The organism is Nocardia sp. NPDC004415, assembly GCF_053602435.1.
The window spans coordinates 22,106-35,033 of the sequence record NZ_JBSGDP010000034.1 but is presented as its reverse complement, the minus strand read 5'-3'; the positions used below and the strand labels follow the sequence as shown (position 1 = coordinate 35,033).

The window sequence follows — 12,928 nt, the reverse complement described above, 5'->3', positions numbered from 1 at the left end:
CCGCACGACCTTCCGAAGGCATTCATGAACGCCCGCACCGTCTTCCGCCGTCCGCTCTCGACCACCGAGCGCATGTACTTCCCCATGCGCGAGCTGGCACCGCCGTTCCTCATGCAGCTCGTCGTGCCCGGTGAGGGCGATCTCGATCCCGAGCTGCTGCGGCGCGCGGTCGCCACGGCGGCCGAGGCGACACCGGGCGCGCGGTTGATGCGCCAGGGCGGCGACTGGGTCGACACCGGCATCGCCCCGGCCGTACGGGTGCTGCCCGAACATCGGCTGACGTATCCGGCGCTGGAATCCGACCCGGTGCTGACCAGCCCGATCGGCCCGACACCGGAGACGACCGTCGAGGTCCTGCTGCTCACCGGCGCGCCGACCACGCTGGTGTTCCGCGTGTTCCACGGCGTGATGGACGGCATGGGCATGGTGTTGTGGGTGCGCAATGTGCTGCGCGCGCTGCGCGGGGAAGACCCTGTCGCGCAAGGTGATCCGGTGGCCGATCAGGAGCTGGTCGACCGGATCGGCGCACCGGGCAAGCCGACGCCGATGGTGCCGCGCTATCGCAGCGCGGTCGGGCGGGGCCGGCAGCGGCGCGGGCTGCCCCGGCATCTGCTGCGGCACCGGCGCGTCGAGGTCGCCGGGCCGGGCGCGCTGGCGCGGGTCTGCGCACTGCTGGCCGCCGAGACCAAGGGCACCTCGCGGATCATGATGCCGGTCGATCTGCGCCGCCACGACCCGGCGCTGCGCTCGACGGCGAACCTGGCCCTGCCGCTGTTCCTCGACATCGCTCCCGGCCAGGACTGGACCTCGATCAAGGAACAGATCAAAACCGGTCTGGGCGAACAGCGGGAGCTGAACCAGCTGGCCAATACCAAGATCACCCTGGTACCCGACGCGGTGAACCGCGGTGTGCTGCACACCACCAACTGGCTCGGCGCGCGCACCGGCCGGAATCTGGCCTCGGCCACCGTCTCCCACATGGGCCGGTTCACCGGCGAGGAACTGGCCGTGCCGGGCTTCCGGCCGACCGGGCTGTTCGTGCTGCCCCAGCACAGTGTCGCCATGCCGCTGCTGTTCGGGCTCACCGAATTCGACGGGCACACCGAGCTCACCGTGTCGGCCCGCAACGGCGCCGGTATCGAGGCGCGGCTCGAGGCACTGCTCGACCGGATCGTGGCGATGCTGGCGAGCGAGCTGCCCGTGCCGGACGCGCGCCGGTGACCGCGCTCGCCCGGCTGGTCATCGCCCGGCCCCGCGCGGTGCTGGTGGTGGTCGCGGTGTTCATCGGGCTGTGCGCGGCCTACGGTGCCGCGGTCACCGAGCGGCTCAGTGCGGGCGGATTCGCCGATCCGCACAGTGAATCCGCGTTCGTGGACCGGCTGGTCACCGAACATCTCGGGCCGCAGAGCCCCGATGTGGTCGCCCTCTACACCGCGCCCGAAGGCAGCGGCATCGACGATCTGGGGCCTCGGGTCCGCGAGGCGGTCGACCGGATCGATCCGGCGCTGCTGGCCCGGCCGGTCGACAGCTACTGGACCTCGATCCCGCCGCGCAAGAACTTCCTGGTCTCCGAGGACCGGCGCCAGGCGGTGGCGGTGGTGTTCACCGCCGGGGACGACACCGCGCGCATCGCCGCCTATCCGTCGATCGCCGAGGCACTGCGCGTGCCCGGGGTCGAGGTGCGGATGTCGGGATACAGCGCGCTCAACACCGAGATCATCGAACGCTCCCAGCGCGATCTCATCGTGGCCGAATCGATCTCGCTGCCGCTGACCCTGCTGGTGCTGGTGCTGGTGTTCGGCGGCGTGCTGGCCGGTGCGCTGCCGGTGGTCGTCGGCATGCTCGCCGTGGCCGGTTCGCTGGGGGCGATCCGGCTGCTCACCGAGTTCACCGAGGTGACCACCTTCGCCGTCAACATCGCCTCGCTGCTGGGGCTCGGCATGGCCATCGACTACGGGCTGTTCCTGGTCAACCGGTTCCGCGAGGAGTACGCCGAGAGCGAGGACGTCCACGCCGCGATCACCCGGACCTACGCGACCGCCGGGCGCACCGTCGGTTTCTCCGCCCTGCTGCTCATGTGCGCGTTCGCGGGCACCTTCGTCTTCCCGCAGGCGGTGCTGCGTTCGCTCGGGATCGGCGCGGTCGCCGCGGTCGCGCTGGCGGCCGCCCTGTCGCTGACGGTGCTGCCCGCGCTGCTGGTGTTGTTCGGCGCCCGGATCGGGCGGGCCAGGTCCACCGCCCGCACCGAACGATTCTGGGCCGGGGTGGTCGAATCCGTCCTGCGCCGCCCTGGCACGGTCACGATCGCGGTCGGCGCGATCCTGCTGCTGCTGGCCGTCCCGCTGACCGGCAACCGGCTCAGCGAAGTCGATCAGCGTGCTCTCCCCGCGGACAGCGAGATGCGGGCCACCGCCGAAGAACTCACCACGAAGTTCCCCGCCGCGGCCAGTGGCGCGACCGTGCTGCTGCGCGGAATCGACGGCGTCGCACCGCAATCGGCGGCCGTGTCCGGCGCGCTCGCCGCAGTGGAGTCGGTCCCCGGCGTCCGCCAGGTCTTGCAAGTGGGCCGCGACGACGACTTCGTCGTGCTGCACGCCTTCCTCACCGACGCCGACCGCAGTGATGCCGCCAGCGCCACCGTGCGCGCGCTGCGGGCACTGGAACCACCCCCGGGCACCACGTTCGGCGTCGGCGGTGACACCGCCGCCACTCTCGACACCGTCGATTCCACGGTCGACCGGCTGCCGGTCATGATCGCGGTCATGGTGCTGGCCACCCTGATCCTGCTGACGACCGCGTTCCGCTCGATCATGTTGCCGCTCAAGGCCGTTGCCATGGCCTTCCTGAGCCTGGGCGCCAGTTTCGGTGTGCTGACGTGGATCTTCCTCGACGGGCACTTCGCCGGGCTGCTCGGTATCAGTCCCGGCCCGCTGCCCGCGGGCATGCTGGTGCTGATCATCGCCGTGGTCTTCGGCCTGTCCACCGACTACGAGGTCTTCCTGTTGTCGCGGATGGCCGAGGCGCACCGCGCGGGCGCCGACACCGCCACCGCGGTGCGGGTCGGGACGGTCAAGACCGCCCGGGTGATCACCGCCGCGGCGGTGCTGCTGGTGCTGGTCACCGGTGCCTTCGCGCTCTCGCCGCTCACCCCGATGCGGCTGCTCGGCATCGGCATGATCATCGCCCTGGTCCTGGACGCGACCCTGGTCCGGATGCTGCTCGTCCCGGCCCTGGTGCAGCTGATGGGTCCGGTGAACTGGTGGCTGCCGGGGCGCCGCTCAATGGCAGGCTCAGTGGCAGGCGAGGACCGACTCGAACGCGCGCAGTAGCTCGGTCGGCGCGAAGACCTCGGGTTCGGGGGCGTCGGCCCGGGAGACGAGATAGCGGACGGCGTACTGGCTCGGGCGGCCCGAAGCCTCCCGGGCGTGGGCCCGCGCGAGCACACTGGGGCACCGCGCGCATTCGATCCACGGCAGCACTGTCGTGCCGTCCTCGACGGCGGAGCGCACCTCGCTGTCGGGAACCAGGCGCACGGTGGCGGCCCGGTCGGGGTCTTTCGCGCAGGCGTCGACGCGATGATGGACCGAGAGCCGTTCGCCCCAGTGTTCGGCGAGCACCTCGATCTCGGCCAATGTCGCCTCGTCGACCGGGACCGCCAGGTCGGCGAGGCGTTCGAGCAGGAACCAGAGCCCGGCTTCCTGCTCCCCGATCTCGCGGCTGTCGCGGAAGCTCTCCGCGTCCTGCGCGGCAGGCAGCAGCTGTGCCAGCCGCTCCCACAGTCGCGCTTCCCACTCCTCGAACCGGCTCCTGTCACCCATGGGGTGCGACTGTACTGATCAGAAGCCGGCGAGGGCGGAGGCGAGGTCGTCGGTGCCGAAGGCGGCGATCGCCTGATCACGCACGTCCGGGCAGTTCTCGGTGGTCACGGTGTCGATGACCTCCCGGTTACGGGTGACCGCGGCATTGACCGCACCGTTGCGCAGCGCCCAGTTGTGCACGGTGCCGTTGAACGACACCTTCGCCACCGTGGTGCCCTGCTGCTGCCAGTTGCCGATCTCGGCCCGCATCATGTCGCAGAGCTGCGCGGCGGCCTCGGGCCCGATCTGCGGCGACTCGGCCGTGGTGGACACGGTCGGGCCCTGCGGGTCGGTGCTGGTGCCGCAGGCGAGCAGCGTCGCCCCGGCCAGTGCCGCCAGTCCCGCGACGACCACCGTGCGCGGCCGCCGATTCGTGTGGACGCTCATGACGCCACCTCGATTCAATCCCGGCCCAGGGCGTGGGCGAGCTCGCTCTTGGTCATCTTGGAGCGGCCCTCGATATTGCGGTGCTTGGCCTCTTCGTAGAGCTGGTCGCGGGTCAGCCCGCGCGGCCCCTTGCGGTGGGCGCGCTGACCGCCGCGTTTCCCCGAGGACATATCGGTGCGCGAGAGCTTGCTGGAGGTCTCGGCCTCACCGGACCTGGCGCGTTCCTTGTTCACCGTCCTGGCCGCGATCTCCTCGGCGCGATCCTCGCCGACGCCGCGGTCCCGCTGCGATTCCTTGATGTGTTCGTACTGCCGTTCGCGCTTGTCGCTCCATGCTTGCTGCGGCATGCCCACACCTCCCGATCTGGTTCGATCCGTCGTCAGGGCGGCTACCCGGTATCGCCAGGGGGAAACCGGTGGTGATCAGGCGGTGAGGTCGACCGGCCGGTCGTGCGGGGCCGGTTCGGCGAGCGCCTGCTCGCGCAGTGTGCCCAGGGTCCGGGAGAGGATCCGCGAGATCTGCATCTGGGACACACCCAGCTCCTCGGCGATCTGGCTCTGGGTCTTGGCTTCGTAGAACCGCATGATCAGCACCTGCCGCTGCTCGGCCGACAGCCCGGCGATGAGCGGGCGCACCGCCATCGCGTCCTCGGTGAGCTGGTAGCAGGGCTCGTCGGCGCCGAGGGTGTCGGTGATCGGCTGGGTGGCGTTGTCGCGGCCGTCATGGGTGATGTCGTCGATGGAGTTGGTCTGGTAGCCGTTCGCGGCGACGAGCGTGCGAGTGACCTCCACCAGGTCGACGTCGAGTTCCTCGGCCAGTTCCTGGGCGGTCGGCACCCGGCCCAGCCGCTGGGACAGTTCTTCGGTGGCGGGCCCGATCCGCAGCTGCAGCTCCTTGAGCCTGCGCGGCACGCGCACAGCCCAGGTCCGGTCCCGGAAATGCCTGCGGACCTCGCCCATGATGGTCGGGATCGCGAAGGACAGGAACGAGGAGCCGCGGGTCACGTCGTAGCGGTCGACCGCCAGCACCAGCCCTACCCGGGCGGTCTGCTCCAGATCGTCGAATTGTTCGCCGCGACCGGTGAATTTCCGCGCGATATGGTCGGCCAGCGGCAGGCAGCGGCCGATGATTTCGGCGCGGACCTCGTCGTGACCGGGGTCTTCGCGCGGTATCGTCCGCAATTTCTCGAACCACGGCTCGATATTGTCGTAACTGTCGCCGCGCGAATGGGACCGTCGCGCGGTCGGATGATCGATGGTGTTCGTTTCCCCTGTCATCGCCGGTGTGCCTCGCTTCCCGGACGGTTGATCGAACTCCTGGGTGTCTTCTTCGGGTACCCGGCAGGCCGTTCGCTAACCTTTTCGCGGATATCGGCTCAGGAAACGGCCGTACCTCGCGAACGCCGGATCCACCCGAATTCCACCGTAGCGGGAAAACCGCCGCAGGCCGAGTCGTAATCTCCGTAGTCGGTGCGCAGGGCGTCGGTCAGGGTCGCCACCACATGCCAGCCGAAGGCGTCCTCGTCGATCGATCGCGGTGCGCGGGCCACCGTGCTCACGCGGGCACCCAGCACCCCGTCACCGCCGGTGAACGCGCAATCGATCCTGGCGCCCCGCACCGCCGCCAGCACCAGCGCGGTGGTCACCTCGTCCAGTGCCAGCAGCAGGTCGGTGACCTCGTCCAGAGCGAAACCACTCACCAGCAGGATCGTCTCCGCGACCGCGTGTGCCATCGTCAGCTGGTCGAGTTCGGCGGGGACCTGGAATCCGACCGTCGACTGCCGGGGTACGGGCTCGCGTTGCCGGTCGTTCACGCTGCCTGCCTTCCCCGGTCACCGGGACATCCCCGGCGGCCGTCGTCGCTGCTCCCGCTGCGCTTACCCCAGGGGAGAGATGTCAATCGCGCGGGTTCGGACGCGGTGTCGCGGTCCACGCACGGCACGGATGCTACGGCGTGCGGCGTGCCAGGGGCGTGGATCGGGTCCTAGGGTGGGGTGATGAGCCGTCACGTCCAGATCACGTTCGACGCCCACGATCCCCGCGCCCTGTCCCGCTTCTGGGCGGCGGCGCTCGGGTACGTCCACCCGGCCCCGCCGGGAGTGGAACTGCCCGAAGGCGCCGATCCCCTGGCCGCCTGGGACGAATTCCTCACCCGCCTCGGAATCCCCGAAGATCAACACAATTCCAATTCCGCGATCGAGGACCCCGACGGGCAGGGACCGCGCGTTTTCTTCCAGCAGGTGCCCGAGGACAAGATCGCGAAGAATCGCGTCCACCTCGATATCCGCGCCGCTCCCGGAGCCACCGGCGCCGACCGGATGGCGGCCCTGGAATCCGAATGCGAACGCCTGGTCGCCCTGGGCGCGACACGAGTCCGCCGATTCGAACCGGCACCGCCCATGAGCGCCGGATTCCTGGTGATGGCCGACCCGGAAGGTAACGAATTCTGCCTGGATTGAGACCGGGAGCCTTTCGTCGACCGCATTAGACTGACGGCCATGACGGAGCAGCGAAAACTCATCAGGAAGATTGCGCCCGTGATTCTCGCCGTGACCGCCGCGGCCCTGGTCGGCGCCTGCGGCAGTGACGACGACAACGACGCCGCCGCGACGTCGACCTCGGTCGCCGCCACGACGACGGACTCGATGACCACCACCGCCCCGACGGCGACGACCTCGGGCTCGACCGCCACATCCGTACAGCCGGGAACACCCGCGGCCGTCCTGTCCGCCACCGCGTGGGAGACCACCTCGGCGACCGACGCCGCGGGCACCGAGGTGCCCCTCGACGACGACGCCGTCGAGAACTACGTCGGCTACGCCTATTACGAGCCCGACGGCACCTTCACCATGTACACCCTCGAGGACGCCCCGAAGATGCAGGGTGACTGGATCGTCTCCGCCGACGGCAAGACCCGCACGCTCGTCGCGAAGAACGACGCGGGCGAGGAACAGTCCCGTCGCGAGGTCGACATCGTGACCCTGACCGGCGAGGAATTCACCTACCGGGTCTACCCGAACCCGGACGACACGACGGTCTACTACGACATCGTGCACACCCCGACCACCCACCAGAAGCCCGCCAACTGATCAACCGGTGCTGCCAGGCTATTTCCCGTCGATCGAGCTGAACGCAACGGTTGACACCGTCGCCTCGCCACCGCCGACCAGGCGTGATCGCGCCCGGCCGCTCCCCCGAAACCGCTGTCGCCGTGTGCCGATGACAGCGCGGTGTTGCACAGGAGACCATTCACCGCAGCACAGAAACGGCACACGATGGCACCGAATCCCCTGCATCTGGGTGTGGCGCTCGACGGGGCGGGCTGGCACCCGGCCGCCTGGCGCGCCCCGCACTCGCGCCCCACCGAATTGTTCAGCGCCGCCTACTGGACCGACCTGGTCACCACCGCCCAGCGCGGCCTGCTCGACTTCGTCACCATCGAGGACAGCCTGCGCGTCCCCGGTGACGCGCACACGCCCACCGCCGACGCCGTCGACCGGGTGCGGGCACGTCTGGACGCCCACCTGATCGCCGCCCGGCTCGCGCCGGTGACCCAGCACATCGGCCTGATCCCGACAGTGACGACCACCCACACCGAACCGTTCCACGTCGCCACCGCGCTGGCCACGCTCGACTACACCTCGCGGGGCCGGGCGGGCTGGCAGGCCAGGGTGTCGGCCACCGCGGAGGAGGCCGCGCACTTCGGCCGGCGCGAGATCACCGATCCGAGTCCCGCCGAGATCGCCGAGGTGCTCGCCACCGGCACGGTCCCGCCGCGGGTGCGGGAGCTGTTCGGGGAGGCCACCGACGTGGTCGAGGTGGTGCGGCGGCTGTGGGACAGCTGGGAGGACGACGCGGAGATCCGCGACGTGGCCACCCGGCGGTTCATCGACCGCGACAAGCTGCACTACGTCGATTTCGAGGGCAGTCACTTCTCGGTGCGCGGCCCGTCGATCACCCCGCGGCCACCGCAGGGCCAGCCCGTCGTGACCGCGCTGGCGCACGCGCCGCTGGTCTACGAATTCGCCGCCGCCGGTGCGGATCTGGTGTTCGTCACACCGACACGCGCGGACGGGCCCGCGCCGATTCTGGAGCAGATCGCCACCGCGAGCGCGGCGCGGACCGGGGAACCGCTGCGTGTCTACGCCGACCTGGTGGTCTTCCTCGACACCGAGGAGAGCACCGGCCGGCAACGCCTGGATCGGCTCGACGAGCTCGCCGGTGCCGAATTCAGCTCCGACGCCGCGGTTTTCGCGGGCAGCGCCGAGGATCTGGCCGACCTGCTCGCCGAGTGGGGCGCGCACGGCGTCGACGGGTTCCGGCTGCGTCCCGGCGTCGCGGTCGACGACCTGCCCGCGATCGCCGATCGCCTGGTTCCCGTTCTGCAGAGCCGCGGACTGTTCCGCACCGGCTATCCCGACGGCTCCCTGCGCGAGCTGCTCGGCCTGCCCGCCACCGTTCCCAACCGCTACGCGACAGTGTGAGGTCCGTCGATGAGCAATACACCCCGTAAGCAGGTCATCCTGGGCGCCTACCTCGGCGGCGTCAACCACCACACCGCCTGGTGGCATCCCGAGGCGGGCAGCCAGATCGATTTCAGTACCTTCGAGCACACCGCCCGCACCGCCGAACGCGGCAAGTTCGACTTCTTCTTCCTCGCCGAGGGACTCATCCCGCGCGAACGCGCCGGACAGATCTTCGACCAGGACATCATCGGCAGGCCCGACACCTTCGGGGTGCTGGCCGCCATCGCCGCGGTCACCGAGCATCTGGGCCTGGCGGGCACCATCAACGCCACGTTCAACGAGCCCTACGAGCTGGCCCGTCAGTTCGCCAGTCTGGATCACCTCTCCGGCGGCCGGGCCGCCTGGAATGTGGTGACCTCCTTCGACGCGTTCACCGGGCAGAACTTCCGTCGCGGCGGGTTCCTCGACCCCGCCGACCGCTATGTGCGGGCCGAGGAGACGTTGAATGCCGTACGGGCCCTGTGGGATTCGTGGAATGCCGAGGACATCGTCGCCGACAAGGACAGCGGGCGGTTCCTGGCCCGTCCCGACGCGGGCGAGTTCGCTTTCCGTGGGCAGCAGTTCGACATCGCGGGCCGGTTCACCGTTCCGCGCAGCCCGCAGGGCAGGCCGGTGATCCTGCAGGCCGGTGTCTCCCCGCAGGGCCGCGATTTCGCCGCCGCCAACGCCGACGCCATCTTCTCGCCCTACGGCAAGCTCCCCGAGGCGGCCGAGTTCTACCGCGACATCAAGGCGCGCGCGGTGGCGGCGGGCCGCTCGGCCGACGACATCAAGATCCTGCCGTCGGCGAGTTTCGTGCTCGGCGACACCGAGGCCGAGGCGATCGAGAAGTATCACGCGATCCGCGACGAACAGGTCACCGGCCAGACGGCCCTGATCCTGCTCGAGCAGATCTGGAACCGCGACCTGTCCGGTTACGACCCCGAGGGCCCGATCCCCGACATCGAGCCCGATCCCGACGGCCCGCCGATCATCCAGGGGCGCGCCTTCCTGCATCAGGACCGCTTCGCCACCGTGCGCACGCTGCGCGAGGTGTCCGAGGCGAAGAAGCTGACGCTGCGCGAGACCGTGATCGACCAGTTCGAACGCGGCCCGATCGTCGGCACCCCGGCCCAGGTCGCGGAGAAGATCGATTCCTTCGTCCAGCAGGACGGTTCCGACGGTTTCATCCTCGGCTCCCACCTGGTCCCCACCGGCCTCGACGAATTCGTCGACCGCGTGGTCCCCCTCCTCCAGGACCGCGGTGCCCTGCGCACCGACTACACCGGCACCACCCTGCGCGACAACCTCGGCCTCCCCGCAGCCCGCCCCTCCACCGTCCCCGCCTGAACCCCCGCGGTGGGCATCCCCCCGATGCCCACCGCACCCCCTACCTCCACCACCACCGACGGCGGCGCTCCTGTGACAGCGACTCGACGACGATCCCCCCGAGCCGCGCCTCCCGCATACTCACGGGCTGCCCGTCGAGGAAACATCTCTCGCTCTGCGTGACCTCCACACACTCCTCCCGCGCCGACCCGCCGCCGTCCGAACCGTCGAGCGTGTCCGTGAAGTAGGCGATCATCCCGCCGCTGAGGCCGGTATTGAAACCGGTGACCAGCCGACCGGCCCGATCAGTGGTCCGGCTCCGGCACCGATCACACACCGCCCGGGGATAGCTCGCCTCGTAGACCGCCGGGCACTCACAGTGCGGGCACGGTTGCGTGTACCGCCGCCGAGCCACCGGTCCCCGCATCAGAAAGTCGTTGTGGGCCAGGATATTACGCCCGGAATGCGCGGGATTGCGGTGGCGCCGGAAGCCGATGAGGAGGAACTCGGCGTAATCGGCCGTCGCGGCATCGACCCGGCCCCGTTCCGGCAGTTCCGCGATACGCGACAGTCCGGCGTCGTAGGCCGCGATCGCCAGCCGGTGCGCCGGGGAGAGCTCGCGGTCGGGAATGTGCCGGTTGACATGCTCGGCGCGGGCCAGGTGCTCGGCGATCACCGTGTCGATGGTGCGCCCGGCCGCCGAAAGCAATCCGCTCCCGTAGCCGGCCGTGCTCACCAGGACGTAACCGTCGAGATCGCCGGAGTCGGTCTCGATCGTGTTCAGGAAGGCGAATCCTCGTCCGTGACGGGCATTCTCGAGGCTTTTGTGTGGGTAGGCGACCAGTGAGTCGGGGTTCTTGGTCAGGTCGCGGGCGATGCGGAGGGCCTCCTCGCAGCTCGACAGGGAGCTCACATCGTGCTGCTTCATGGGCGCCAGCTTATCGAGCCGGTGGGGGCGGGGTCAGTCGTGTGGGAGGCGTTGCAGGACGATCAGGGGGGTGCGGTAGTGCTCGCGGACGGTGCCGCCGAGGTGGTCGACCGTGCGGGCGGCTTCGTCGACTTCGATCGGGGTCCAGTCGCTGAATGTGGTGAGCAGGTCGCGGATCTGGGGGGATCGGAGGTCGATCGACCAAGGGAATTCGGCGACGTGGACCGCGTGGAAGTGGCCGGTGTGGGTGAGGGTGCGGGCCCAGGCGGCGGTGTCGGATTCGGTGGGGGCGGGCCGGGGTGAGCGTGGGCCGCGGCGGGCGGTGATGGCGGCGATGTGGCGGCGGAAGGGGGTGGGTGGGATCGTCGGGTCGTCGAAAATGGTGCGCCACACGGCGAAATGGCCGTCGGGGATCAGGGCGCGGTGCACTCTCGGGAGGACTGTGTCGAGGTCGAACCAGTGCACGGCCGTCGCCGCGACGGCCAGGTCGAACGCCGCCGGGCGTAATGGGGCCGTCTCGGCGGTGGCCACGTGGACGGTGACCGTGGGCAGGCGTTGCCGGAGCCGGTGGGCCAGGGTGGCGCCGGGTTCGACGGCGGTGACCGTCGCGCCCGCGCGTACGAGCGGTTCGGTCGCCAGTCCGGTGCCCGCGCCGAGGTCGACCGCGCGGATGCCGTCGCGGAGGATGCCGAGTTCCCGCAGCCGCGTCCAGAGTTCGACGGGGTAGGGCGGGCGCGCGCGGTCGTATACCTCGGCGTGCGTGTCGAAATGGCGCGGGCCGGGCATCGGGACCTTCCGGGGGTGCCGGCACGGTCACCGGTTGGGGGTATCAGGCGGCTTCGTCGGCGAGCGCGGGCTTCCAGCCCAGTTCGGGGGCGATCAGGGTGGCGGTGTCGTGCAGGATCTGCTCGTAGTCGGCACGGTCGAATTCGTAGGGCAGTTCCAGGCGCAGCTCGCTGGTGTGGGCCAGCACCGGGTCGGCGTGCAGCTGTTCGAGGATCTCCTCGGCGGTGCCGACGACATCGCGGGCGAACAGCACCCGACGCTCGCCCTGGGGGCTGAGCGTGCGGTCGTGGCGCTCGGCGGCGTAGGCGCGGTAACGCTCACGGGTGGCCCGGTCGGCGCTGTCGAACGGCACGATCACCCGGCCGATGGCGACCCGGGCGGGGCGGGACGCGTCGATCCGGCGGCGGTAGTCCTCGATCAGCGAGAGCTGGGCGGTGCCGAAATCGTCACTGGGGGTGCCGTGCAGGATATTGCCGCTGAGCAGGTTCAGCCCGTTGTCCGCGGCCCAGCGCACCGAGCGCACGCTCGCCCCGCCGTACCAGACGCGGTCGGCCAGGCCGGGACTGTGCGGTTGCAGCCGGGGACGCTGGACATTGCCCGGCGAGTGGATGACGGTGTCGGCGTCGCCGAGGTAGTCACCGCGCAGATTCTCGATCAGCCGGGCGACCCGCCCATAGGACAGGTCGAAATCGCGCCAGTCGCCGTCGAAGACCAGGTGCCCGATCAGGTCGGCGTGCGGGGGGACGCCCGCGCTGAATCCGGGCTGCAACCGGCCCCGCGAGAGCACATCGGCCAGCGACAGGTCCTCGGCCAGCCGGAACGGGCTCTCGTAGCCGATCGGGATGACCGCGGTGCCCAGCTCGACGCGGCGGGTGCGCTGGGCCGCGGCGGCCAGGAACACCGCCGCCGACCCGACCCCGTGCTCGAGGTGCCGCTGCCGGATCCAGGCCCCGTCGAAGCCGATCCGCTCGCCGAACTCGAACAGCCGCAGCGTGTCCTCCAGCCCGCTGTACGGGTCTTCGTCCAGATAGTTGCCCGGCGTCAGGAACGCCAGACTGCTGATCCGCGGAGTGCTCATGCCCGCCGTCCCCGTACTGCCCGCATCGCCATGACTCGATGGAACCCGAGTCGCGGGCC

Annotated in this window: 14 protein-coding genes; 6 read left to right on the top strand and 8 right to left on the bottom strand. The window is 70.2% G+C overall.

Features of this window, described 5'->3' with window-relative positions; translation table 11 throughout:
• Window positions 1–24 precede the first annotated feature (24 nt).
• Window positions 25–1,221 carry a peptide synthetase gene (locus ACWEMY_RS17565; RefSeq protein ID WP_452390871.1) on the top strand — a complete coding sequence of 399 codons (1,197 nt, stop codon included), beginning with the start codon at window positions 25–27 and terminating at the stop codon, window positions 1,219–1,221.
• Window positions 1,218–3,329 (top strand): MMPL family transporter, encoded by a 2,112-nt coding sequence (locus tag ACWEMY_RS17560; RefSeq protein ID WP_452390870.1) that lies wholly within the window; start codon window positions 1,218–1,220, stop codon window positions 3,327–3,329. The genes ACWEMY_RS17565 and ACWEMY_RS17560 overlap by 4 nt, the downstream gene beginning before the upstream one ends.
• Here the strand turns inward: ACWEMY_RS17560 and ACWEMY_RS17555 are convergent.
• From ACWEMY_RS17555 to ACWEMY_RS17535, 5 genes are all read right to left on the bottom strand, one after another.
• Window positions 3,291–3,818 (bottom strand): hypothetical protein, encoded by a 528-nt coding sequence (locus ACWEMY_RS17555; RefSeq protein ID WP_452390869.1) that lies wholly within the window; start codon window positions 3,816–3,818, stop codon window positions 3,291–3,293. The two genes, ACWEMY_RS17560 and ACWEMY_RS17555, sit on opposite strands and share 39 nt — an antisense overlap.
• Before the next feature lie 18 nt (window positions 3,819–3,836).
• Window positions 3,837–4,244, bottom strand: a complete 408-nt coding sequence (locus ACWEMY_RS17550; protein ID WP_452390868.1) for a hypothetical protein — start codon at window positions 4,242–4,244, stop codon at window positions 3,837–3,839.
• A gap of 14 nt (window positions 4,245–4,258) precedes the next feature.
• Window positions 4,259–4,591, bottom strand: coding sequence for a plasmid stabilization protein (locus tag ACWEMY_RS17545; RefSeq protein ID WP_452390867.1), 333 nt, complete (start codon window positions 4,589–4,591; stop codon window positions 4,259–4,261).
• 75 nt (window positions 4,592–4,666) lie between these two features.
• Window positions 4,667–5,521, bottom strand: coding sequence for an RNA polymerase sigma factor SigF (locus tag ACWEMY_RS17540; protein WP_452390866.1), 855 nt, complete (start codon window positions 5,519–5,521; stop codon window positions 4,667–4,669).
• A 98-nt stretch (window positions 5,522–5,619) separates the two neighbouring features.
• The gene (locus ACWEMY_RS17535; protein ID WP_452390865.1) at window positions 5,620–6,057 is read right to left on the bottom strand and encodes an anti-sigma factor; all 438 of its coding nucleotides are present in this window, start codon (window positions 6,055–6,057) and stop codon (window positions 5,620–5,622) included.
• Window positions 6,058–6,240: 183 nt separating this feature from the next.
• Between ACWEMY_RS17535 and ACWEMY_RS17530 the strand changes: the two genes are divergently transcribed.
• The 4 genes from ACWEMY_RS17530 to ACWEMY_RS17515 all read left to right on the top strand — a co-directional run bounded on the left by ACWEMY_RS17530 (window position 6,241) and on the right by ACWEMY_RS17515 (window position 10,098).
• Window positions 6,241–6,702, top strand: a complete 462-nt coding sequence (locus tag ACWEMY_RS17530; RefSeq protein WP_452390864.1) for a VOC family protein — start codon at window positions 6,241–6,243, stop codon at window positions 6,700–6,702.
• Between the two features lie 39 nt (window positions 6,703–6,741).
• Window positions 6,742–7,332 carry a DUF4822 domain-containing protein gene (locus ACWEMY_RS17525; RefSeq protein ID WP_452390863.1) on the top strand — a complete coding sequence of 197 codons (591 nt, stop codon included), beginning with the start codon at window positions 6,742–6,744 and terminating at the stop codon, window positions 7,330–7,332.
• A gap of 186 nt (window positions 7,333–7,518) precedes the next feature.
• Window positions 7,519–8,727 carry an LLM class flavin-dependent oxidoreductase gene (locus ACWEMY_RS17520; RefSeq protein WP_452390862.1) on the top strand — a complete coding sequence of 403 codons (1,209 nt, stop codon included), beginning with the start codon at window positions 7,519–7,521 and terminating at the stop codon, window positions 8,725–8,727.
• A 9-nt stretch (window positions 8,728–8,736) separates the two neighbouring features.
• Complete coding sequence (locus ACWEMY_RS17515) at window positions 8,737–10,098, top strand: NtaA/DmoA family FMN-dependent monooxygenase (RefSeq protein WP_452390861.1); 1,362 nt, start codon at window positions 8,737–8,739, stop codon at window positions 10,096–10,098.
• Between the two features lie 40 nt (window positions 10,099–10,138).
• Here the strand turns inward: ACWEMY_RS17515 and ACWEMY_RS17510 are convergent, their stop codons facing one another.
• The 3 genes from ACWEMY_RS17510 to ACWEMY_RS17500 are packed head-to-tail and all read right to left on the bottom strand — an operon-like array spanning window position 10,139 to window position 12,869.
• Window positions 10,139–11,005, bottom strand: coding sequence for a hypothetical protein (locus ACWEMY_RS17510; protein WP_452390860.1), 867 nt, complete (start codon window positions 11,003–11,005; stop codon window positions 10,139–10,141).
• Between the two features lie 33 nt (window positions 11,006–11,038).
• Window positions 11,039–11,791, bottom strand: coding sequence for a class I SAM-dependent methyltransferase (locus ACWEMY_RS17505; protein ID WP_452390859.1), 753 nt, complete (start codon window positions 11,789–11,791; stop codon window positions 11,039–11,041).
• Window positions 11,792–11,834: 43 nt separating this feature from the next.
• Complete coding sequence (locus ACWEMY_RS17500) at window positions 11,835–12,869, bottom strand: LLM class flavin-dependent oxidoreductase (protein ID WP_452390858.1); 1,035 nt, start codon at window positions 12,867–12,869, stop codon at window positions 11,835–11,837.
• Between the last annotated feature and the right edge of the window lie 59 nt (window positions 12,870–12,928).

What these genes read in the sequence shown, in the direction of transcription:
- ACWEMY_RS17565 (WP_452390871.1), top strand. Translation starts at nt 25, where the DNA reads ATGAACGCCCGCACCGTCTTCCGCCGTCCGCTCTCGACCACCGAGCGC.
- ACWEMY_RS17555 (WP_452390869.1), bottom strand. Translation starts at nt 3,818, where the DNA reads ATGGGTGACAGGAGCCGGTTCGAGGAGTGGGAAGCGCGACTGTGGGAG.
- ACWEMY_RS17550 (WP_452390868.1), bottom strand. Translation starts at nt 4,244, where the DNA reads ATGAGCGTCCACACGAATCGGCGGCCGCGCACGGTGGTCGTCGCGGGA.
- ACWEMY_RS17545 (WP_452390867.1), bottom strand. Translation starts at nt 4,591, where the DNA reads ATGCCGCAGCAAGCATGGAGCGACAAGCGCGAACGGCAGTACGAACAC.
- ACWEMY_RS17540 (WP_452390866.1), bottom strand. Translation starts at nt 5,521, where the DNA reads ATGACAGGGGAAACGAACACCATCGATCATCCGACCGCGCGACGGTCC.
- ACWEMY_RS17530 (WP_452390864.1), top strand. Translation starts at nt 6,241, where the DNA reads ATGAGCCGTCACGTCCAGATCACGTTCGACGCCCACGATCCCCGCGCC.
- ACWEMY_RS17525 (WP_452390863.1), top strand. Translation starts at nt 6,742, where the DNA reads ATGACGGAGCAGCGAAAACTCATCAGGAAGATTGCGCCCGTGATTCTC.
- ACWEMY_RS17520 (WP_452390862.1), top strand. Translation starts at nt 7,519, where the DNA reads ATGGCACCGAATCCCCTGCATCTGGGTGTGGCGCTCGACGGGGCGGGC.
- ACWEMY_RS17515 (WP_452390861.1), top strand. Translation starts at nt 8,737, where the DNA reads ATGAGCAATACACCCCGTAAGCAGGTCATCCTGGGCGCCTACCTCGGC.
- ACWEMY_RS17510 (WP_452390860.1), bottom strand. Translation starts at nt 11,005, where the DNA reads ATGAAGCAGCACGATGTGAGCTCCCTGTCGAGCTGCGAGGAGGCCCTC.
- ACWEMY_RS17505 (WP_452390859.1), bottom strand. Translation starts at nt 11,791, where the DNA reads ATGCCCGGCCCGCGCCATTTCGACACGCACGCCGAGGTATACGACCGC.
- ACWEMY_RS17500 (WP_452390858.1), bottom strand. Translation starts at nt 12,869, where the DNA reads ATGAGCACTCCGCGGATCAGCAGTCTGGCGTTCCTGACGCCGGGCAAC.